This window comes from Microbacterium sp. NPDC058342 (assembly GCF_042723935.1).
Classification (GTDB): Bacteria; Actinomycetota; Actinomycetes; order Actinomycetales; family Microbacteriaceae; genus Microbacterium.
In genome coordinates, this window is sequence record NZ_JBHXID010000001.1 from 249283 (window position 1) to 269873 (window position 20591).

18 protein-coding genes are annotated in these 20591 nt (G+C 69.8%); 13 read left to right on the top strand and 5 right to left on the bottom strand.

The window, feature by feature from the left end; genetic code table 11:
• Positions 1-39: 39 nt before the first annotated feature.
• On the top strand, positions 40-1536 hold the full coding sequence (locus ACFWHT_RS01155; RefSeq protein WP_378824673.1) for an SDR family NAD(P)-dependent oxidoreductase: 1497 nt from the start codon (positions 40-42) through the stop codon (positions 1534-1536).
• Positions 1537-1694: 158 nt separating this feature from the next.
• On the opposite strand, the gene ACFWHT_RS01160 is transcribed toward ACFWHT_RS01155, so the two are convergent.
• Positions 1695-2858 (bottom strand): sensor histidine kinase, encoded by a 1164-nt coding sequence (locus ACFWHT_RS01160; protein ID WP_378824675.1) that lies wholly within the window; start codon positions 2856-2858, stop codon positions 1695-1697.
• On the bottom strand, positions 2855-3520 hold the full coding sequence (locus tag ACFWHT_RS01165; RefSeq protein WP_378824677.1) for a response regulator transcription factor: 666 nt from the start codon (positions 3518-3520) through the stop codon (positions 2855-2857). The genes ACFWHT_RS01160 and ACFWHT_RS01165 overlap by 4 nt, the downstream gene beginning before the upstream one ends.
• Before the next feature lie 88 nt (positions 3521-3608).
• On the opposite strand from ACFWHT_RS01165, the gene ACFWHT_RS01170 reads away from it, so the two are divergent.
• The 3 genes from ACFWHT_RS01170 to ACFWHT_RS01180 are packed head-to-tail and all read left to right on the top strand — an operon-like array spanning position 3609 to position 6378.
• Complete coding sequence (locus ACFWHT_RS01170; protein WP_378824679.1) at positions 3609-4250, top strand: M15 family metallopeptidase; 642 nt, start codon at positions 3609-3611, stop codon at positions 4248-4250.
• Positions 4251-4258: 8 nt separating this feature from the next.
• Entirely contained in the window at positions 4259-5395 is a 1137-nt protein-coding gene (gene alr / locus ACFWHT_RS01175; protein ID WP_378824681.1) for an alanine racemase, read from the top strand.
• Positions 5392-6378 (top strand): D-alanine--D-alanine ligase, encoded by a 987-nt coding sequence (locus ACFWHT_RS01180; protein WP_378824683.1) that lies wholly within the window; start codon positions 5392-5394, stop codon positions 6376-6378. Before alr ends, ACFWHT_RS01180 begins: the two co-directional genes overlap by 4 nt.
• On the opposite strand, the gene ACFWHT_RS01185 is transcribed toward ACFWHT_RS01180, so the two are convergent.
• Together ACFWHT_RS01185 and ACFWHT_RS01190 are read right to left on the bottom strand one after the other, a co-directional pair.
• The gene (locus ACFWHT_RS01185; protein WP_378824685.1) at positions 6375-7370 is read right to left on the bottom strand and encodes a cation diffusion facilitator family transporter; all 996 of its coding nucleotides are present in this window, start codon (positions 7368-7370) and stop codon (positions 6375-6377) included. The genes ACFWHT_RS01180 and ACFWHT_RS01185 overlap by 4 nt on opposite strands.
• Positions 7367-7807 (bottom strand): hypothetical protein, encoded by a 441-nt coding sequence (locus tag ACFWHT_RS01190; protein WP_378824687.1) that lies wholly within the window; start codon positions 7805-7807, stop codon positions 7367-7369. The genes ACFWHT_RS01185 and ACFWHT_RS01190 overlap by 4 nt, the downstream gene beginning before the upstream one ends.
• Positions 7808-8055: 248 nt before the next feature.
• Between ACFWHT_RS01190 and ACFWHT_RS01195 the strand changes: the two genes are divergently transcribed.
• Genes ACFWHT_RS01195 through ACFWHT_RS01215 form a run of 5 tightly spaced genes read left to right on the top strand, consistent with a single transcriptional unit; the run spans position 8056 to position 14777 of the window.
• Positions 8056-9351 carry an NAD(P)/FAD-dependent oxidoreductase gene (locus ACFWHT_RS01195; RefSeq protein WP_378824689.1) on the top strand — a complete coding sequence of 432 codons (1296 nt, stop codon included), beginning with the start codon at positions 8056-8058 and terminating at the stop codon, positions 9349-9351.
• A 25-nt stretch (positions 9352-9376) separates the two neighbouring features.
• Entirely contained in the window at positions 9377-10294 is a 918-nt protein-coding gene (locus ACFWHT_RS01200; RefSeq protein ID WP_378824691.1) for a dihydrodipicolinate synthase family protein, read from the top strand.
• Positions 10291-11355 carry a proline racemase family protein gene (locus tag ACFWHT_RS01205; RefSeq protein ID WP_378824693.1) on the top strand — a complete coding sequence of 355 codons (1065 nt, stop codon included), beginning with the start codon at positions 10291-10293 and terminating at the stop codon, positions 11353-11355. The genes ACFWHT_RS01200 and ACFWHT_RS01205 overlap by 4 nt, the downstream gene beginning before the upstream one ends.
• On the top strand, positions 11352-12833 hold the full coding sequence (locus ACFWHT_RS01210; protein ID WP_378824695.1) for an aminobutyraldehyde dehydrogenase: 1482 nt from the start codon (positions 11352-11354) through the stop codon (positions 12831-12833). The genes ACFWHT_RS01205 and ACFWHT_RS01210 overlap by 4 nt, the downstream gene beginning before the upstream one ends.
• Before the next feature lie 45 nt (positions 12834-12878).
• Positions 12879-14777 (top strand): CocE/NonD family hydrolase, encoded by a 1899-nt coding sequence (locus ACFWHT_RS01215; protein WP_378824697.1) that lies wholly within the window; start codon positions 12879-12881, stop codon positions 14775-14777.
• On the opposite strand, the gene ACFWHT_RS01220 is transcribed toward ACFWHT_RS01215, so the two are convergent.
• The gene (locus ACFWHT_RS01220) at positions 14752-15702 is read right to left on the bottom strand and encodes a LysR family transcriptional regulator (RefSeq protein ID WP_378824699.1); all 951 of its coding nucleotides are present in this window, start codon (positions 15700-15702) and stop codon (positions 14752-14754) included. The two genes, ACFWHT_RS01215 and ACFWHT_RS01220, sit on opposite strands and share 26 nt — an antisense overlap.
• Positions 15703-15821: 119 nt before the next feature.
• Here ACFWHT_RS01220 and ACFWHT_RS01225 point away from each other — a divergent pair, with 119 nt between their 5' ends.
• Genes ACFWHT_RS01225 through ACFWHT_RS01240 form a run of 4 tightly spaced genes read left to right on the top strand, consistent with a single transcriptional unit; the run spans position 15822 to position 20459 of the window.
• Positions 15822-16772 (top strand): N(4)-(beta-N-acetylglucosaminyl)-L-asparaginase, encoded by a 951-nt coding sequence (locus tag ACFWHT_RS01225; protein WP_378824701.1) that lies wholly within the window; start codon positions 15822-15824, stop codon positions 16770-16772.
• Positions 16769-17731 carry an ABC transporter permease gene (locus ACFWHT_RS01230; protein ID WP_378824703.1) on the top strand — a complete coding sequence of 321 codons (963 nt, stop codon included), beginning with the start codon at positions 16769-16771 and terminating at the stop codon, positions 17729-17731. Before ACFWHT_RS01225 ends, ACFWHT_RS01230 begins: the two co-directional genes overlap by 4 nt.
• Positions 17728-18591: an ABC transporter permease gene (locus ACFWHT_RS01235; protein WP_378824704.1), complete on the top strand. Its 864-nt coding sequence runs from the start codon at positions 17728-17730 to the stop codon at positions 18589-18591. Before ACFWHT_RS01230 ends, ACFWHT_RS01235 begins: the two co-directional genes overlap by 4 nt.
• Entirely contained in the window at positions 18588-20459 is a 1872-nt protein-coding gene (locus ACFWHT_RS01240; RefSeq protein WP_378824706.1) for a dipeptide ABC transporter ATP-binding protein, read from the top strand. Before ACFWHT_RS01235 ends, ACFWHT_RS01240 begins: the two co-directional genes overlap by 4 nt.
• Positions 20460-20591 lie beyond the last annotated feature (132 nt).

Below are 20591 nucleotides of genomic sequence, written 5' to 3' on the forward strand. Positions count from 1 at the left end.
ACCCGTGGCCGCCCAGCTTCGCCACGTAGAATCGGTTCAATGACCGACGCGCCCTCCGGGATCGACCCCGACGATCTCGCCACCACCCTCCGCGTGCTGGCCGAGCTCGACCGCGTCGATCAGCAGCATCCGGACTACCTCGCCGTCCGCCGTGCGACCGCCAACATGTTCAAGGCCGTCAAGCGCGCTCGGCGCAAGGAGATCCGCGATGCCATCGCCGACGCCGACAAGGCGGTCGTGGCCCGCACGGCGACGGGCGCGGCCGACCGGATCGACGACGAGACGCGCGGCATCGAGCTGACCACCAGCGTCGTGGACGCCCCGATCGCCGGCGAGCTGCTCAAGCCCCGCAACTGCTACATCTGCAAGAAGCCGTACACGATCGTCGACGCGTTCTATCACCAGCTCTGCCCCGAGTGTGCGCGGTTCAGCCACGGCAAGCGCAACGCGCGCACCGACCTGACCGGTCGGCGCGCACTGCTCACCGGCGGGCGAGCCAAGATCGGCATGCACATCGCCCTGCGCCTGCTGCGCGACGGCGCGCACCTCACCCTGACCACGCGCTTCCCGCGCGACGCCGTGCGCCGCTTCTCGTCGCTGCCGGACTCCGCCGAGTGGCTGCACCGCCTGCGGGTGGTCGGCATCGACCTGCGCGATCCGGCGCAGGTGATCGGTCTGGCCGACTCCGTCGCGGCGCAGGGGCCGCTCGACATCCTCATCAACAACGCCGCGCAGACCGTGCGGCGCTCGCCGGGTGCGTACTCCTTGCTGGCGGATGCCGAGCTGCAGCCGCTGCCCGACGGCCCGCTGCCCGAGATGGAGACCTTCGGGCACACCGCCGACCCGCACCCGCAGGCGCTGCAGGCCTCGGTCGACGCGCACCCGCTGCTGTCGGTCGCCGCCCTCGGCGGCACGGTCGCCGAGCAGGGCGGCCAGGCGCTCACCGCCGAGGATCTCGCACGCCTCGCCATGGCGCCGGGGTCGTCGTCGCTGGAGAAGCACGCCGACGGCACGGCGATCGACGCCGGCGGGCTGGTGCCCGACATCGATCATGTGAACAGCTGGGTGCAGTCGGTCGACCAGGTCGACCCGCTCGAGATGCTCGAGGTGCAGCTGTGCAACACCACGGCGCCGTTCCTGCTGATCAGCCGGCTGCGCCCCGCCATGGCGGCATCGAGCGCCCACCGGAAGTACATCGTGAACGTCTCGGCGATGGAAGGGCAGTTCTCGCGCCGGTACAAGGGTCCGGGGCATCCGCACACCAACATGGCCAAGGCGGCGCTGAACATGCTCACCCGCACCAGCGCCGGCGAGATGCTCGACACCGACGGGATCCTGATGACGGCCGTCGACACCGGATGGATCACCGACGAGCGTCCGCACCACACCAAGGTCCGCCTGGCGGAGGAGGGCTTCCACGCACCCCTCGACCTGGTCGACGGCGCCGCCCGCGTGTACGACCCCATCGTGCAGGGTGAGGCCGGGGTGGATCTGTTCGGAGTCTTCCTGAAGGACTACGCGCCCAGCCCCTGGTGAATGGGGTGGCTTGTGTCCCCGTCGCGTGTCGCAGAACCGGCGGGTGCAGACGGGCGTGACCCGTGGTTTGTGGGACACGGTGGTGCGCGCGTCGCGAAACGGGCGGGTGCGGACGGGCCGGACCCGCACCTTGTGGGACATGAGCCACGGATGCGCGGTCACCGCGCCCGGCGGAACCACACCTCCACGAGCAGGCCTCCCTCGGAGCGCGCCGTCAGGCGAAGGGTGGCTCCGTGTGCGCGCACGATGCTCTGCACGATCGCGAGTCCGAGACCCAGGCCCCGCTGCTCACCGGTGTCGCCGAGGGCGCCGTCCAGGGGTGCGGTGTCGGTGCGGCGGCTGCGACCCGCCCCGCGCTGGAACGGTTCCGCGAGAGTGGCGAGCAGGGCATCCGGGATCATCGGACCGGTGTTCGCGACGGCCAGCACGACCGCGCCCTCGGTCGTCGAGACGCGCAGTCCGATGGCCCCGCCCGCACTTTTCGCTGAGGGTGCGGCATTGTGCACGATCGCGTTGTGCAGCAGGTTGACGATGAGCTGAAGAAGCAGGGCGGGCGAGCCGATCACGTGTCCGGGGTCGCCCTTCGACTCGATCGTGATGCCCCGTCGCTCGGCGAGCGGGAGCAGCGTCTCGATCGCCTCCTCGGCCAGCAGCGACAGGTCGACCCGCTCTCGCTCGAACACCTGGGCGTCCGCGCGTGCCAGCAGCAGCAGCGCCTCGGTCAGCTCGATCGCCCGGCCGTTCACCTGCTCCAGGCGTGCCAGGAGCGCATCGACGTCGCGGTCGGGATCGGCCCGGGCGACCTCCAGCTGCGTGCGCATGATCGCCAGCGGGGTGCGCAGCTCGTGCGACGCGTTCGCCGCGAAGCGCTGCTGTTCGGCGACGTGCGCCTCGAGCTGCTCCAGCATGGTGTCGAACACGTCGGCCAGGTCGCGGAACTCGTCGCTTCGCCCCTCCAGGGCGACGCGGTGCGACAGGGACCCCTGGGATGCCAGCCGTGCGGCCTCGCTGATGCGGGTGAGCGGCGCCAGCATCCGACCGGCGACGAACCAGCCCACCGCGAAGCCGATGCCGATCAGCACGATGAGCACCACGACCGATCCGGGCACGAGGAAGTCCAGCAGGAACTGCCGCAGCTGCGAGGGGATCGCGGCGTGCAGGAGCTCGTCGATCGGCGGGATGAGCTTGCGCAGCAGCACGAGCGCCCAGCCCCCGGCCACGATCAGCGCACCGGCCATGCCGAACGCGCCCGCGTAGCTGAACGTCAGCTTCATCCGGGCGCTGACGCCCCGGCGCCGGCGAGGAGGCGCGGATCCGGTCATGGTCCCGCGTCGATCCGGTAGCCCACCCCGGGAACCGTCGCGATCACCCAGGGCTCACCGAGACGCTTGCGCAGTGCGGAGACGGTGATCCGCACCGCATTGGTGAACGGGTCGGCGTTCTCGTCCCATGCCCGCTCGAGCAGCTCCTCCGCGCTGACGACGCCGCCCTCGGCCCCGACGAGCACCTCCAGCACCGCGAACTGCTTGCGGGTGAGGGCGACGTACTTCCCGTCGCGGAACACCTCGCGCCGGAACGGATCCAGCCGCAGGCCGGCGAGCTCGCGCACCGGCGGCCGGGCGTGCGCCCTGCGCCGATCGAGGGCGCGCAGTCGCATCACCAGCTCGCGCAGTTCGAAGGGCTTGGTGAGGTAGTCGTCGGCGCCCAGCTCGAACCCCGAGACCTTGTCGTCGATCCGGTCGGCGGCGGTGAGCATCATGATCGGGATGCCGCTGCCCGACGCCACGATCCAGGCGGCCACCTCGTCGCCGGACGGCCCCGGGATGTCACGGTCGAGCACGGCCAGATCGTACGAGTTGATGCTCAGCAGTTCGAGAGCGGTGTCGCCGTCGGCGGCGATGTCCGACGCGATCGCCTCGAGCCGCAGCCCATCGCGGATGGCCTCCGCGAGGTAGGGCTCGTCCTCGACGATCAGCACGCGCATGTGCAGAATCCTACGCATCCGCGCATATCGGAAACGTATCGGGAATCCCATACGCCCCGGCAACGCGCGCACCGGTCGACTGGATGGCATGAACACCACGCTCTCCACGTCCCGTCGCCGGCGCAGGGCCGCGACGATCGCAACTCTGGTGGTCGGGATGCTCGCGGCAGGCCTGGCCGTGCAGCAGTCGCTCTCGGCGGCATCGGCCGTCTCGAGCCAGCCGTCGCCCGTGCTCGAATCGGGTGCCGTCGACCCCTCGTCGCCGGGTCATGACGGGACGATCACCGCCGCCGACGGGCAGATCTCGCACGGGCAGCGCGTGAGCGTGTTCGACGACGTGCCCGCGGTGACGAATCTCGACGGGGCGTTGCGCGACGCGCTGCGCCGCGCGACGGACGAGGCTTCGGCGGACGGCGTGGAGCTTCGGGTGAACAGCGGATGGCGTTCGCCGGAGTACCAGGACCGGCTGCTGAGCGATGCCGTGCACGAGCACGGCTCGGCACAGGAGGCGGCGCGCTGGGTCGCCCCCGCCGACACGTCGGAGCATGTCTCCGGCGACGCCGTGGACATCGGCCCGTGGCAGGCCGCCGACTGGCTGGGGAACCACGGCGCCGGATTCGGCCTGTGCCGGATCTACGCCAACGAGCCCTGGCACTTCGAGCTGCGGCCGGACGCCGTGCGCGACGGTTGCCCCCGGGTGTACCGGGACCCCACCGAACGGCGGCGATGACCGTGACGATGACGATCGACCGACGCCGGCGGATCCCCGGGACCGGGACGCCCGCCGGTACGCGCTTCACCGGCCCGACGCTGGAGCTGATCCCGCAAGCCGTGGCGGAGAACCTGCGCCGGATGCGCACGGGCGGCCCCGTCATGGCGGTCGTGAAGGCCGACGGGTACGGCCATGGCGCGCTCGCCGTGGCATCCGCCGCCCTCGACGCCGGGGCGGAGTGGCTGGGCGTCACGGACGTGGCCGAGGGCGTGCGGCTGCGCGAGGTCGGTGCTCAGGTGCCGATCCTCGCCTGGTTGCATCCGGCGGGAATCGACGCCGAAGCGGCCGCGGCCTGCTGCGTGGACGTGGCCGTCGGCTCGGTCGACGAGCTGGCGGAGCTGATTCGCGTCAGTCCCGGCGCGGTGCGCGTGCACCTTCATCTCGACACCGGGATGTCGCGTGGCGGCTGCCCCGTACAGGATCTGCCCGAGCTGCTGCGCGTCGCCCGGCGGGGCAGGGATGCCGGACGCATCGAGGTCGTCGGGATCATGGGCCACCTGCCCGACGCCGATCTCGCCGACCCGCACGCGAACCTGCCGTGGATCCTGCGGATGCGCCACGCCCGCGACACCGCGCTGCGCGCCGGATTCGCGCCACTGGTGACCCACCTCGGCGCCACGGCCGCGGCGCTGACCGACCCCGCCACCCGATTCGACCTGACGCGCGTCGGGGCGGGACTGGTCGGCATCGACCCCTCGGGCACGGTCGAGCTGGCGGCAGCGGGACGGTTCACCGCACCGGTCGTGCACAGCGCCGAGGTCGCCGCCGGAACGCCGGTCGGCTACGCCGGCACGCATGTCGCCGATCGCGCCACGCGCCTCTCGGTGGTCGGGGTGGGCTATGCCGACGGCATCCCGCGGGAGCTGTCCCGCGAGGCCTGCGTCGCGATCGGCGGTCGCCGGCACCGCATCGTCGGACGCGTGTCCATGGATCAGATCGTCGTCGACACGGGCGCCACCTCGTACCCCCGCGGCAGCGTGGCTACCGTGTTCGGGCCGGACCACGCGGCGCCCACCGTGCAGGACTGGGCGGGCTGGGCGGGCACGATCCCGCACACGATCGTCACCGGCATCGGCGGTCGCGTCGCAAGGGGCGTGGCATGAGCCGGGTGCTGGTCGTCGGGGGCGGCCAGAGCGCCGAGCACGAGGTGTCGCTGGCGAGCGCCGCCGGCGTGGCATCCGCACTGCGGCGCACCGGTTTCGCGGTGGAGGAGCTGACGATCGCTCCGGACGGATGCTGGCACAGCGCCGGACGCGCCCTGGGCGCGACCGCGGCGCTGTCGATGCGCGGCGCGCTCGAGGCGATCGAGCGGGCGGAGGTCGTCTTCCCCGCCGTGCACGGCCCGCTCGGCGAGGACGGTGCGCTCGCCGCACTGTGCGCCCTGGCCGCTGTCCCCGTGGTCGGCTCGGCGCTGCGCGCCGGGGCGATCGGGATGGACAAGTGGGCGACGAAGCTCGTGGCCGAGGCGGTGGGCATCCGCACCGCACGCGGACGACTCGTCGGTCGCGCCGACATCGGCGACGTGGAGTTCGAAGCGCCGGTGGTCGTCAAGCCGGTCGCGGCGGGTTCGAGCTACGGCGTGAGCCTGGTGACCGACGGGGAGCATCTGCAGGACGCCCTGCGCCTGGCCGCTCGCTTCGACGATCGGATCCTTCTCGAGGAGGTCGTCCGCGGACGGGAGATCGACGTCGCCGTGCTGCGTGAGGCCGGGGGCATCCGCTGGGCGGCGCCGCCGCTGGAGATCCACACGGGATCCGCGGCCGGGCCTGCGCTGTTCGACACGGCGGCGAAGTACGACGGCTCCGCCCGCTTCACGACCCCGGCCGACATCACCCGGCACGACCGCGCTCTGGTGACCGCCGCCGCCCTGCGCATGTTCGATGCGCTCGGGTGCGCGGGCGTCGCGCGGGTCGACTTCTTCCTCACGGATGCCGGGCCGGTGCTCAACGAGGTGAACACCATGCCGGGCATGACCGAGCGGTCGCAGGTGCCGCGGATGTTCGCCGCGGCCGGCGTCGGCTACGAGGAGCTCGCCGGGCGTCTGGTGCGCGCAGCGCTGGCGGCGCGGGAGCATCCCCGCGGCTAGGCATGGGTCGTGTGACCGCGTGCGACATCCGCTTCCGTGGGCAGCGTCTCTGAAGGGATGATGACGATGTCCTGGACCTTCCAGTCCAAGTTCGCGATGCCTTCGGAAGCTTCGTTGATGTCGTGGATCGACACTTTGCGCTTGCGCGGGATGACGAACGCTTCGATGTGGAACACCTGCCCCTGGTCCCGCATTCTCACTGCCGCGTCCGTCACCCAGGGGAGTGAACGGAGGTAGGTGGTGACGTCACTCGCGAGGGGATGGGGATGCTTGTCGTCGTAGGTGCGGGCGCGCTGGTCCATGAGGTCGACCACGGCGCTCTTCGTGTTCTTGAAGCCGTCCCAGATGATGCCGAGGGAGATGAACAGTGCAGCGGCGCCGTCGAGCCACCAGATGCCGGCGCCCACACCGAGGACGCCGACGATCGAGGCGGCGTTGGTCTGCCAGTCGGCTTTCGCCATATCCGCGTCGGCGTACAGGAGCTTGCTGTGCAGGAGCGGGGCGAGCTTTGCCTTCGCCGGCCCGTAGAAGAACACCGGGCCGATCACGATCACCGTCATGATGGCGACCATGAGCCATCCCAGCCAGACGGTATGGCCGAACAGCTGTACGGTGCCGATGGTGGGGTGTTCGGCTTTGACGAGGCCGGTGACTGCTTCGAAGGCGAGGTTGAGGCCGATGGCGAGGAGGGCGACGCCGGCGACGAGGTGTCCGACACCCATGGCGCGGTGCATCCCGTACGGCTTGTTCACGGTGGGCTTGCGGCGGACGAAGATCAGGGCGATGAGGAAGGCGAACTGGGGGATGAGGGACAGCATGTCCTCGATCCATGCGGTCCGCATCGCCTGCGAGTTGCCGATGACGAATGCCACCACGGTGATCGTGACGGTCGTGTAGGCGATGGTGAACCATTCCCACCGCACGGCCTTCTTCAGCGCGTCAGTCTGTTCCGGGGGGAGGTCCGCCCGCCCGAACTGGTGACTCGAACTCATGAACCGACCTCCTCGTCGAGGAACGACTCCACGTCGGAGAGGAACGCGTTCTCTCCGAGCGGCACCAGCATCACCAAGGAGCGTCCTCGAGCCCCTTCGATGTTGCGGTACCCGCGGGTGACGCCGGCGTGCTCGGTCCACGGGGTCTGGTCTGTGAAGCCGCCGATGACGAGATCGAGGTCACCGTCCTCCAGCAGGCCCACGAGCGTCTCCTCGCTGCCCACCGTCCACCGCGGGACCGCGTTCAGGGTTTCGGCGTACGTCTCGGCCAGATCCACGAGGACGCCGGACGGCTCAGCACCCGAGACGTTCACCAGGCCGGGCTCAGCGCTCATCCCCACCCTCAGTTCGCCGTCTGTCACGGTCTCCAGGGTGCCGTTCGGGTCGCTCGGAACGCTGATGCCGCAGCCGACGAGCGAGGCGGTCAACGCCAGCACCACCGACCCGCACAGGAGGCGCCGCCTCGAAGACGTGCGATCAGGGGGGAGTGCTTCGACAGTTCTGTTCACCCGTTCACTCTCCCAGTCGAGCGAGCCGGGCGGAAAGGCGATGCCAAACGGCGTGGACTATGCCATCATGTCTTCGCCTCGTCAGTTATCAAAGATCAGATTGGGTATCGCAAAGGAAACCCAAGCTACCTTATTGAATCCGTGCATGACAGATTCTCAGTGGGACATCGCCGACGGTGCCCCACGACCAAGAGGAACGCATGCACATCGTTGTCATCGGGGGCGGAGTCATCGGGCTGACCACCGCGTATCACCTGGCTCGCGAAGGGGCACAGGTGACCGTGCTCGACGCCCGTCGCACCGGCCGCGGAGCCTCGGAGGTCAACGCGGGCTGGATCGTGCCCGCGGAGGCTGCACCGGTTCCCGGTCCCGGCGTGGTCCTGACGAGCATGAAGTGGATGCTGCGCCCCGACAGCCCGCTGTACATCCGTCCTTCACTGCATCCCCGGTTCCTCTCCTTCATGTTCGGCCTGTGGCGTGCGTCGAACGCCCGCGCTCAGCGGGCCGGATTCGCCGCCCACCTCGAGCTCGCCGAGGGCACGATCGAGTCCTTCGACGACTACCGCGCCGACGGCATGGACTTCGAGATGCACTCCCAGGGGCTGCTGATGGCGTTTCTCGAGCGCTCCGGCCTGGACCATCACCTCACGCACCTCGATCTCGTCGAGCGGTTCGGCCTGGAGCCGACGGTGCTGGAGGGCGACGCGGTCCGCGAGCACGAGCCGCACCTGTCCGACGCGGTGCAGGGAGGGCTGTTCTTCCCGAAGGAGCGGCACGTCGATCCGCGAGCGCTTGTCGACGCACTGCACCGCAGGCTGACGGAGATGGGCGTGACGCTGGTCGAGAACGCCGGTGTCGCCGATGTGCAGCGCGCCGGGACGCGCATCACGAGCGTCAGCACCGCCGCAGGCACCCACCGCGGTGACGCCTATCTGCTCGCCGCCGGCGCCTGGACGGGTCCCCTCTCCCGACAGTTCGGCGTGCCGCTTCCCGTACGACCGGGCAAGGGATACAGCGTCGACGTGGCGCCGCTCTCGCTGCGCAGCGCCACCAACCTGTCCGATGCGAAGGTTGCGGTCACCCCCCTCGGACGCAACCTGCGGGTCGCGGGAACCATGGAGTTCGGCGGACTCGATGAGGACATCAACGGGGTGCGCGTCGAGGCGATCCTGCGTGCACCGGCCAGGTACTTCCGCGACTGGGAGCCCCCGAGCGGCGCCATCCGTCCGCAGGCGGGGATGCGACCGATGACCCCCGACGGGATACCGATCATGGGTGCGCTCGGCGATCTGTCCAACGCCTACGTCTCCACAGGACACGGGATGCTCGGCGTCACCCTCGCCCCCGGCGCCGCGATGGCGATGACGCAGCTCATCCTGCAGGGCACGAGCTCACCGCGCCTGGCGCCGTTCGCGGCGAGCCGCTTCCGCGGCATCCGCGCCGGCGCGCTCGCTCCCCAGCCGACACACTGACCGACCCTCGAACCGAGAGGACATCATGACCGAACGCCGCGACGTCACGCTGCGAGGAATCCTTGCCGCCGTCTGCACCCCGTTCACCCCGGACGGCGCCGCCGTCGACGAGGAGCAAATCGCCACGCAGGTGGACCGCCTCGTGCAGGCCGGCATTCACGGCCTCGTGCCGACGGGCACCACGGGCGAGTTCACCTCGCTCAGCATCGACGAGCACAAGAGCGTGACGGAGGCGTACGTGCGGGCCGCCGCCGGGCGCGTGCCCGTCGTCTCGGGAGTGGGAGCCCTGTCGACGCCGAAGGCGATCGAACTCGCCCAGCATGCGGAGGCCGTCGGAGCCGACGCGATCATGCTCGTCCCGCCGTTCTACGATCCGCTGGACTTCCCGGCGCTCAGCCGCTTCGTGCGCGACGTCGCCGAGAGCATCTCGATCCCGATCGTCTACTACAACGTCCCCGGTGCGACTGGCATCCGGCTGGACGCCTCGCAGATCGCCGAGCTCGGTGACATCCCCGGCGTCGACTACCTCAAGGACACCTCCGGAGACGCCGTCGAGCTGGCCGCGCTGCTCGCCGGGCACGCCGACCGGATCACCGCGTTCAACGGCTGGGACACGCTGACCTTCTTCGGGATCGCGTCCGGCGCGCAGGCCTCCGTGTGGGGCCTCGCCGGTATCGCGCCGGAGCAGGCCGTCGCGCTCTGGGAAGCCCTCGCCGTGCGCAAGGACCTCGACGAGGCCCGCACGCTGTGGCCGCCGCTGTGGGCGCTGAGCGCCTTCCTCGAATCGGTGAACTACGTCGCCGGCGTCAAGGCGGGTCTCGAGCTCATCGGGCAGCCGGCCGGCCCCGCGCGCGCTCCCGTGCTCGCACTCACGCAGGAGCAGAGGCAGAGACTCGCGGAGCTTCTCGACGCCGTCGGTGCGCGTCGCGGCGTGAGCGCATGACGACCCTGGCCATCGACACGATCGAGGTCCATGCCGAGGGCGAGCCCGGGCGGGTGGTGCTCAACGCGGATGCCCTCGTGCAGGGCTCCACGATGGCGGAGCGCCTCGCCTACTGCAGGACGCACCTCGACGACCTGCGCAGGCTGCTGCTGCACGAGCCGCGAGGCTACCCCGCGCTGTGCGGCGTGTTCGTCCTCAGCGCCGTGAACCCCGGCGCCGACTTCGGCATCGTCGTCCTCGAGCAGGGCGGCTTCACCCCGATGTCCGGCAGCAACACGATGTGCGCCGTCACCGCGGTGCTGGAGGCCGGCGTGGTGCCGCTGCGCGAGCCGGTCACCGAAGTGGTCATCGACACGGCCGTGGGAACCGTGCGCGCGGTCGCCGAGGTCTCCAACGGCAAGGTCGTCACCGTCAGCGTCGTCAACGTGCCGGCGTATGTGGTCAACCTGGACGTGCCGCTGCAGGTGCCGGGAATCGGGCTCATCGCCGCGGACATCGTCTTCGGGGGGCAGTTCTTCGCCCAGGTGGCGGCGTCGGAGTGCGGCATCGAGCTCAAGCCCGAGAACGGGCGGGAGCTCGCTCGCCTCGGCGCGATGATCAAGCTCGCAGCCCGCGAGCAGGTCTCGGTGAGTCACCCCGACAATCCGGAGATCGACAGCGTGGATCTCGTCATGCTGCATTCCGGTGACCGTCGTCCGGGTCACGACGACCGCAACACCGTCATCGTGACGAACGGACCGCTGCGCCGCGACGATCCCGCGACCTGGACCGGCGCCCTCGATCGCTCGCCCTGCGGCACGGGAACCAGCGCCAGGATGGCCGCCCTGCACGCGAGGGGCCAGCTGGAGATCGGGGAGGAGTTCCGCCACCGCAGCATCATCGGAAGCGAGTTCGTCGGGCGTCTCACGGGCGAGACGCGGATCGCGGGAAACCCCGCCGTCCTCCCGACGGTGACGGGCCGCGCCTGGATCACGGGACGCGCGCAGTGGACGCTCGACGACGCGGATCTCTTCCCCACCGGCTTCACGGTCGCCGACATCTGGTCGTCGGAGACGGCATGACCGCCGCACAGGGAATGCAGTTCATCGGCGGTCGGCGCGGCGAGGGAACCGGGCGGGACGAGTTCACCGTCGTCGATCCCTCCTCCGGTCGCAGGCTCATCGACTACCGGATCGCGGAGGCGGGCGATGTGGAGCGCGCGATGATCGCCGCCCGGGAGGCCTCACTGGGCTGGGGTGCCGCCACGCCGGCTGAGCGCAGCGGCGTCCTGAACAGAGCGGCCAGGATGCTGTCCGACCGCGCGGACGAGTTCGCCGCGGTGGAGAGCCGCAACGCCGGCAAGCCGATCCGCCTGGCCACGGAGTTCGATGTGGCCGGCACGATCGACAACGTCGAGTTCTTCGCCGGTGCGGCGCGACAGCTCGACGGTCGTGCCGCGGCCGAGTACGCCCCGGGCACGACCTCGCTGGTACGACGCGAGCCGCTCGGCGTCGTCGGATCGATCTCTCCGTGGAACTACCCGCTGCAGATGGCGGCGTGGAAGATCCTTCCCGCGATCGCGGCAGGCAATGCCGTGGTGATCAAGCCGTCGGAGCTCACGCCGATGACGACGGTGCTCTTCGCCGAGCTGCTCACCGACGCCGGGCTGCCTCCTGGCGTGGTGAACGTCGTGAGCGGGCCGGGTGCGGTCACGGGGGCGGCACTTCTCGGCAGCGCGCACACGGACATGCTCTCGTTCACCGGATCGACGGCCGTGGGCCGGCTCGTGCAGCGGGCGGCGGTGGATCGTGCCACGCGCGTGCATCTGGAGCTGGGCGGAAAGGCTCCGCTCGTCGTCTTCGACGATGCCGATCTGGAAGCCGCCGTGCACGGCGCCGTCGCGGGCAGTCTCATCAACAGCGGCCAGGACTGCACGGCCGCCACCCGGGCGATCGTGCACCGGTCGCTGTACGAGGCGTTCATCTCCGGCGTCGCGGAGCTCTACGCCGACGTGCGGCTCGGGGCACCGGACGACCCGGACACCGATCAGGGTCCGCTGATCTCGCGGAGCCATCGCGATCGTGTGCACGGCTTCGTCGAGCGGGCCCGCCCCGGGCACCGCGTGTTCGGCGGCGAGCTGCCGGCCGGTGACGGCTGGTATCTGCGCCCGGCGCTGATCGCGGACGTCTCGCCGCAGGACGAGGTCTTCCGGGAGGAGATCTTCGGCCCCGTGCTCACGGTGACGCCGTTCGACGACGAGCACGAGGCGATCGCGCTCGCCAACGACACGATCTACGGCCTGGCGGCCTCGGTGTGGACGGGCGACGTCGCGCGCGCGATGCGCGCAGCCCGCTCGATCCGCTCCGGCTGCGTGTGGATCAACGACCACATCACGATCGTCAGCGACATGCCGCATGGCGGGGTGAAGCAGTCCGGGTTCGGCAAGGACATGTCGGTGTACTCGCTCGAGGAGTACACCTCCGTCAAGCACGTCGCGATCGACACGACCGGCGAGGCGAGACGGCCCTGGCACCGGACGGTCTTCGCCGCGCGCGGGTGATGTAGTCTCCCCGAGCGGGCGACGCCGGCAAGAGAGGAACAAGACGTGGGACTGGACGAGACGTACTGGCTGAGCGGGCTGCCCGAGCCGCTGCACTCAGACTTCGACGTGGAGAAGGAGATCTTCGTCCCCATGCGGGACGGCATCCGGCTGTCGACCGACGTGTATCTGCCGTCGGGGGCGACGGGGCCGCTGGCCGCGGTGCTCATCAAGACCCCGTACGACAAGGACATCGGCGAGGGCGCGGTGCGCACCAAATGGGTCGAGTACTTCGTGCAGCAGGGCTATGCGGTCGTCGTGCAGAACGAGCGGGGACTGCTGTTCTCCGAGGGCGTCTTCGACGACTATCTCGAGGGCGCGAGCACGGACGGCTCCGACACCGTGGACTGGATCGTGCAGCAGCCGTGGTCGAACGGCAGGGTCGGCACGATCGGATGCTCGAGCTCGGCCGAGCATCAGTGGCCGATGGCGGCGGGCAACAACCCGGGACACGTCGCGATGGTCGCGGGAGCGTCCGGCACGGCGGTGGGAGACGTGCCCGGAAACCACACCCGCGGCGCCTTCTACCGCGGCGGCATCCCGATGCTGTCGAACTGGGCGCACTGGTACGGCCGCTTCGTGCCGACGGAGCGACCACTTCTTCCCGCGGACACCACGCAGGAGCAGCGGCAGCGCATGCGCAGCCTGTTCTCGCTGTCGATGCGCAAGGGCTGGCGTCCGGACTCCCCCGAGGTGCTGCGGCACCTTCCGAGCAAGGATGTGCTGCGCGCCGCAGGCGGCCCGTTCACGCCCTTCGACCGGTACATGACCCTCACCCCGGCGGATCCGGAATGGGACGACGTCGAGTTCGTCGGCGCCGAGGATCGACCCCGGGTGCCCGCGCTGCACATCAACAGCTGGCACGACCTCGCGGCAGGTGAGACGACGCGGCTGTTCTCCCACCTGCAGCAGACGGGCGCGCCGGATCAGTACCTGATCATGGGTGGGGGACCGCACTGCTCCATCTGGCAGGAGCTGCCCTACCGCATCACCAAGGCTCGGGCCAAGGCGATGTTCGCGGGGATGACGACCACGGAGATGGAGGCGACCCCGGCGCCCGACATGGGTTCGTTCGTGTTCGGTGATCTCCACCTCGGCGACGTGCGATACCGCGGCGTCGATCACGGTTATCCCAAGCTGTACCTCGCGTGGTTCGACAAGTGGCTGCGCGGGCAGGAGAACGGGATCACCGACATGCCGCGCGTGCAGCTGTTCGTGATGAACCAGGGATGGATCAGCGCCGACTCCTGGCCGCATCCGCGTGCCGTGCCCGTCACCTTCCACCTCACGGCGGATGCCGATGCCTGGCAGCGCAACGAGGCGGGTGGCCTGTCCCTGCAGGCTCCGGACGAGGACGCCGCCGACAGCTTCGTCTACGACCCCCTGAACCCGACGCCCACCCTGGGCGACGAACTCGGCTTCCATGCCGCGAAGGACCAGCGGCCGATCTCGATCCGTCGGGACGTGCTGGTCTACAGCACCGCCCCGCTGGAGCGCGACGTCACCGTCGTCGGCCCGATCGAGGTGGTGCTGCACGTGTCCACGTCGGCGAAGGACACCGACTTCATCGTGCGTCTCGTCGACGTGCATCCGGACGGCACGGCGATCAACCTCGCTCATGACGGACTGCGCCTGCGCTACCGCGACGGGTTCGACGAGCCGCGAACCGCCGAGGAGGGAAAGGTGTACCGGATCGTGATCCCCGATATGGTCACCGGCAACAGGTTCCTCCGCGGTCATCGCATCCGCCTCGAGATCTCATCGAGCAGCTTCCCGGCCTACGAGCGGAACCTCAACACCGGCGGCGCGAACTTCGACGAGACGGAGGCGGTCGTGGCGCGCAACACCGTGCACCACGGGCCGTCCTCCGGCTCCGCGATCACTCTTCCGGTGCTGCCGGACTGACGGCCTCCGGTGCGGCGCGTCGGATGGGCGTGGCGGCCCTGCGCATGTGCCGCACCACGAGACGGACGAGCTCGTGGGTCGCGGGCGAGAGTCTGACCGCACGGCGCTTGATGATGGCGAAGGTGTCGTAGATCGGCGGGTCGAACGAACACGTGTGCAGGTTGTCGGGGAACCCCGGGGACCGGGTGACGGCTCGCGGCACGTAGGTGTTGGCCATTCCGCCGGAGGCCAGCCGCAGCGCGGTCTCGAGGTGCTCGACCTCGAAGTGCGGCTCCAGCCGGATGCCCTCCTCCTGCGAGCGCTCGGCGAACTGGCGTCGCGTCGGATCGAGGTCGCCGTACTGCGCTTCGTACAGCACGAGCGGCGCCGCCGCGAACGCCGGGACGGAGACCGGCGCTCGTGTGAGTTCGGTGTCGGCGCTCGCGTACAGGACCTCATCGCGGGCGATCGGCTCGATGTCGATGCCCTCGTCGTTGATGGGCAGCACCACCAGCGCCGCCTCGACGTCGCCCGCGCGCACCGCGTCGGCGACCTCGGAGGAGTTGCGTCCCTTGATGCGCAACCGGACGGCGGGATGCGCCACGGCGAACTCGCGGACGAGTTCGGCGAATCCGTAATGCGCCGGGGCGCCGAACGATCCGAACGTGACGGTGCCGCCGAGGAGCTTGCGCATGCCGGCCATGCTGCTCTCCGCCTCCTCGGCCGCGGCGATGACCCGTCGTGCGTGCACGAGGAACTCCTCGCCCGCCGGCGTGAGGCGGATGCCCCGTCCCAGGCGCACGAACAGATCGATCTCGAGGAACCGTTCCAGCTGACGGATCTGCTCGGCGACGGCCGGCTGGGTCACGAGCATCCGCGCCGCCACGGCCGTGAAGGAGCCGAGCTCGGCCGCTCCGAGGAAGTACAGCAGTTGTCGCAGAGTCAAAACCCCTCCTTGGGTTTTTGCAAGGAAAACAAAGCTACCATCGATAGGAAGCCCTGTGCGAGTATCGGCAGATCGGCGATGTCGGCGACAGGGCCCTCGCCGGCTACCCGGGAGTTGAAGTGCAATACGAAGCGGTTGTCGCTGGAAGTCATAATGCCGAGATCGGTCTGCCCGCCGCGTGGGAGATCCTGAGCCGCGGAGGCCGGGCGGTCGACGCCGTCGAGGCCGCCATCCGCCTGGTGGAGGACAATGAGGCCGACCACTCCGTGGGCTACGCCGGTTACCCGAACCTCCTCGGTGACGTGCAGCTCGACGCCGCGATCATGGACGGCGCGAACCGCCGCGTGGGCGCGGTCGGGGCGCTGGAGGGCTACCGGCATCCCATCTCGGTGGCGAAGGCGGTGATGGAGCGGCTGCCGCACAATCTGCTCGTCGGTGCGGGGGCCGCCCGGTTCGCCGACGAGATCGGCATGCACAGCGAAGATCTTCTGACCGACGAGACGCGGCGCATCTGGAAGGACGGCATCGACGGCCGGCTGCCCGGCAAGCTCGAGCTCTTCCGCGGCCCGCTCGCGCAGCTCACCGCACTCGCGGCCGACCCCGAGCACGTCAAGGGCACCGTCAACGTCGTCGCGCGCGACAAGAACGGAGACCTCGCCGCCGGCGTCAGCACCAGTGGCTGGGCCTGGAAGCACCCTGGCCGGGTGGGCGACTCCCCGGTCGTCGGAGCGGGCATCTATGCCGACAACCGTTACGGCGCGGCCGGATGCACGGGTCTCGGTGAGATCTCGATCCGCGGCGGACTCGTGCGCGACCTGATCTCGCGTCTGGCGGCGGGCGTGCCCCTGCGCGAAGCGGGCGACCAGGCGATCTCGGACCTTCTCCCGATCGCACTGGAGTTCCCGCAGACCGCGGTGATGAACATGGTCGCGATCACCCGGGAAGGCGAGGTCGCGTCGTTGACCACGAGCTCGGAGCTCGCGTGGGTGAGCATGCGCGAAGGCGACGACGCGCCCGTGCGCGCCCTGAGCATCCCCGTCCGCTGGCCCGGTGTCGAGGTGGGCCGATGAAGGCCCTCCCCGTCCTCTCCTTCATCGCGCGGAGGCTGCTCGCCCTCGTCGTCCTGGTCCTGCTCGTCTCCTTCCTCGTGTTCTCGCTGGTGTACCTGGCGCCCGGCTCCGCGATCGACACCCTCCTCGGCGATCGGCCGAGAACGCCCGAGACCGTGGCGCTCCTCGAGGCCAAGTATCACCTCGACCAGCCCTTCCTCGTGCAGTTCTGGTACTGGCTCCAGGGTGCGCTGCAGCTCGACTTCGGCACCTCGATCAACTCGACGCTGCCGGTCATCGACGAGATCGCCGCCCGGCTTCCGGTCACCGTGTTCCTCGCCGTCTACGCATTCATCCTCATGGTGGTGATCGGCCTCGCGGTCGGCGTGCTGACGGCGTATCACCAGAGGTCGGGCCTCGACCGCGGTCTCGTGTCGCTGACCGTGGTCGGGCTGAGCACGCCGGCGTTCGTCAGCGGTGTGTTCGTGCTCTACATCTTCTCCGTCGCGCTCGGCTGGTTCCCCGCCTTCGGTGCGGGTGAAGGCTTCCTCGACCGGCTGTGGCACCTGACGCTGCCCGCTGTGGCGCTGGCCATCGTCGGAAGCGCCTTCATCGTCAAGAACACCAGGGCCGCCGTGATCGCCGTGCTCGATCAGGACTATGTCGCCTTCGCCCGCGCTCGCGGCCTGAGCCGTGCGAGCGTGATGTTCGGGTATGTGATCCGCAATGCGCTGATCCCGATCCTGGGCATCAGCGCGATGCTGTTCGCGCATCTCCTCGTGGGCGCCGTCTTCGTCGAGGTCACCTTCTCGATCTCCGGCATCGGAGACCTGATCGTGAATGCCGCGAACTCGCAGGACCTGCCGATGATCCAGGGCGTGACGATCTTCGTCGCCGTCGTGGTCATGCTGTTCAACCTCATCGCCGACCTCGCGTACATCGCGGTCGACCCCCGAGTGCAGAGGTCGGTGCTCGCATGATGTCCTCCCTGACAGCCGTGCTGGTGAAGAGGAAGTCCAGCCCGCGCAGCCGACCGAGCGCGATCGCGGTGATCAGCATGGTCATCGTCGCCGTGATCGTGGTCCTGGCGTGCTTCGGAGAGCTCATCGCACCGATCGATCCCCACAGGCAGGATCTGGCACTCGGGCCCACCGGGCCGTCCGCCGCCCACCTCCTCGGCACCGACGTCCTCGGTCGCGACGTCTTCTCGCGCGTGATCGCCGGCACGGCGAGCGCTGTGGTCGGTCCGCTCGTGGTCGCGCTCGGTGCGGCGATCCTCGGGAACGTGCTGGGGCTGATCGCCGGCTACCGCGGCGGCCGCATCGACTCGCTCATCATGCGCTGGGTCGACCTGATGTTCTCGCTGCCGAGCATCCTCGTCATCATCGTCTTCGCCGGCACCTTCGGGGGCGGCTACTGGATGTCCGTGCTGCTTCTCGTCATCCTCTCGGTGCCCTCCGACGCGCGCATCGTGAGGGGGGCCACTCTCGAGCAGACGCCGAGGCCGTACGTCGAGGCGGCGCGATCGATCGGGGTCTCGGACTTCAAGATCATGCTCGGCCACATCTGGCCCAACATCGCGCCGATCTCGATCGCGAACCTCGGGCTGTCGTTCGCCGGGTCTCTGGTGGCCCTCGCGGGACTCTCCTTTCTCGGACTCGGCGTCGCGGCGGGAACGCCCGACTGGGGTCTCATGGTCAGCGAGAGCCGCAACCTGCTGTTCGTGAACCCCGTGGCCGTGCTGGCGCCGGCCGTGATGATCGTCGCGACAGCGACCGCTGTCAGCGTCGTCGGCGACTGGACTTACGAACGTCTTTCACAACGAGGAGCAGGACGATGACCGAGCGCGAGGGACTGTTCGTCGAGGATCTGCGCGTCTGGGCGGGTGAGCGGGCCGACTCGGGGATGATCGTCGACGAGGCCGCTCTCACGGTCCGACCCGGGGAGAGCGTGGCGATCGTCGGCGAATCCGGCAGCGGCAAGTCCATGACGGTGAAGGCGCTGGTCGGGCTTCTGCCTCGCGGGCTGCGCGCCGCGGGGACCGCCGATTTCGACGACGTCGACCTTCTCGGCCTCTCCGAGCGCTCCTGGCAGGGCGTGCGCGGCCGTCGCATCGGGCTCATCATGCAGAACCCGTTCACGATGCTGAATCCGGTGTCGCGGTGCGGCCGGATCATCGAGGAGTCGCTGCGGGATGAGGACCGGCGGCGCATGAGCCGCGGCGAACGTCGTCGGGAGGTGCTGCGTCGGCTCGCCGAGGTGGGCATCACCGACGAGTCGGTCGCGGACAGGTTTCCGTTCCAGCTGTCCGGCGGCATGCGCCAGCGCGTCGCGATCGCGGCGGCGCTCGCCAGGGAACCCGATCTGCTGATCGCGGACGAACCGACCACGGCTCTCGATGTGACGACGCAGCGCGAGATCCTCGCGCTGATCAAGCAGCTTCAGGTCACCCGGGGGATGGGGCTCATCCTCATCACCCACGATCTGCGGATCGCGTTCTCGATGTGCGAGCGAGTGCATGTGATGTACGCGGGCGTCATGGTCGAGACGGCGAGGGCCGCCGACCTCGAGCTCGAACCGCTGCACCCGTACACGCAGGGGCTGCTCCTGTCCGAGCCTCCGGCCGATCGGCGGGTCGCGGAGCTGGTGGCCATCCCGGGTTCCGTCCCGGCGGCGGCGGATGTCGCCGACAGCTGTCCGTTCGCGACCCGGTGCGCATGGGTCACCGACGCGTGCCGGTCCGGTCGACCGGCCCTGCGGGAGGTCGGGGCCGGACGCACGAGTCGATGCGTGCGCATCGAGGAGATCGCCGACGAACTGAAGGATGTGCGCGAGTCCGCTGCGGCGGAAGCCGTGGACGTCCCCGTCGCCTCCTCGGCACCCACCCTGGTGCGGGTGACCGAGGCGAGGAAGGAGTTCTCCAGCGGCAAGGGCACGGTCGTGGCCCTGGACTCGGTGTCGATCTCGCTCGCAGAAGGTGAAGGGGTCGGGCTGGTCGGCGAATCCGGGTCGGGGAAGACGACCCTCGGGCGCGCGATAGCCGGGCTCGACAGCCTGAGCGCAGGGACCGTCGAGATCGCGGGCGTGGACGCGTCGGACTGGTCGAGGCTCAGCAGGCGCGACCGCACCCGTTTGCGCGGCACGGTCCAGATGATCTTCCAGGACGCGTACTCGTCGCTGAACCCGACGCGTGCGATCGGCTCCAGCCTGGCCGAGGCGGTGCGGATCCACGATCCCTCCCTGCGCAACGTCGGCGCCCGCGTGGGCGAGCTGCTCGAGTCGGTGGGCCTGGATGCCGGTTACGCACAACGCAAGCCGGTCGCGCTGTCCGGCGGTCAGCACCAGCGGGTCGCGATCGCGCGGGCGCTGGCCGTGCGCCCGCAGTTCCTCATCTGCGACGAGCCCGTCGCCGCACTCGACGTGTCGGTGCAGGCGCAGGTGCTCAATCTGTTCTCCTCCATCCGTGAGGAGCAGGGGATCGGCTACCTGTTCATCACGCACGATCTGTCGATCGTGCGCCAGGTCGTGGACCGCGTGTACGTCATGCGCCGGGGTCAGGTGGTCGAATCGGGTGAGGTGGATGCCGTTCTCGGCAGTCCTCGGCATCCGTACACCCGCGCGCTGATGGACTCCGTGCCGCGTGCGGAGGAGGGCTGGCTCGGCAATGCCGGCGCGCAACCCGACAGCGCATCGTTGGACTTCGCGTGAAGGCAATGGTTTGAGTTTGAGCTTCGCAAAGCAGGTTCGGCTACCTCGCCGACCGGCGGCGTGACACCGTTGCACACACCCGGCAATCACCCCGCGCACTCACCCCGCGCAATCACAGAGAGACATTGAAAC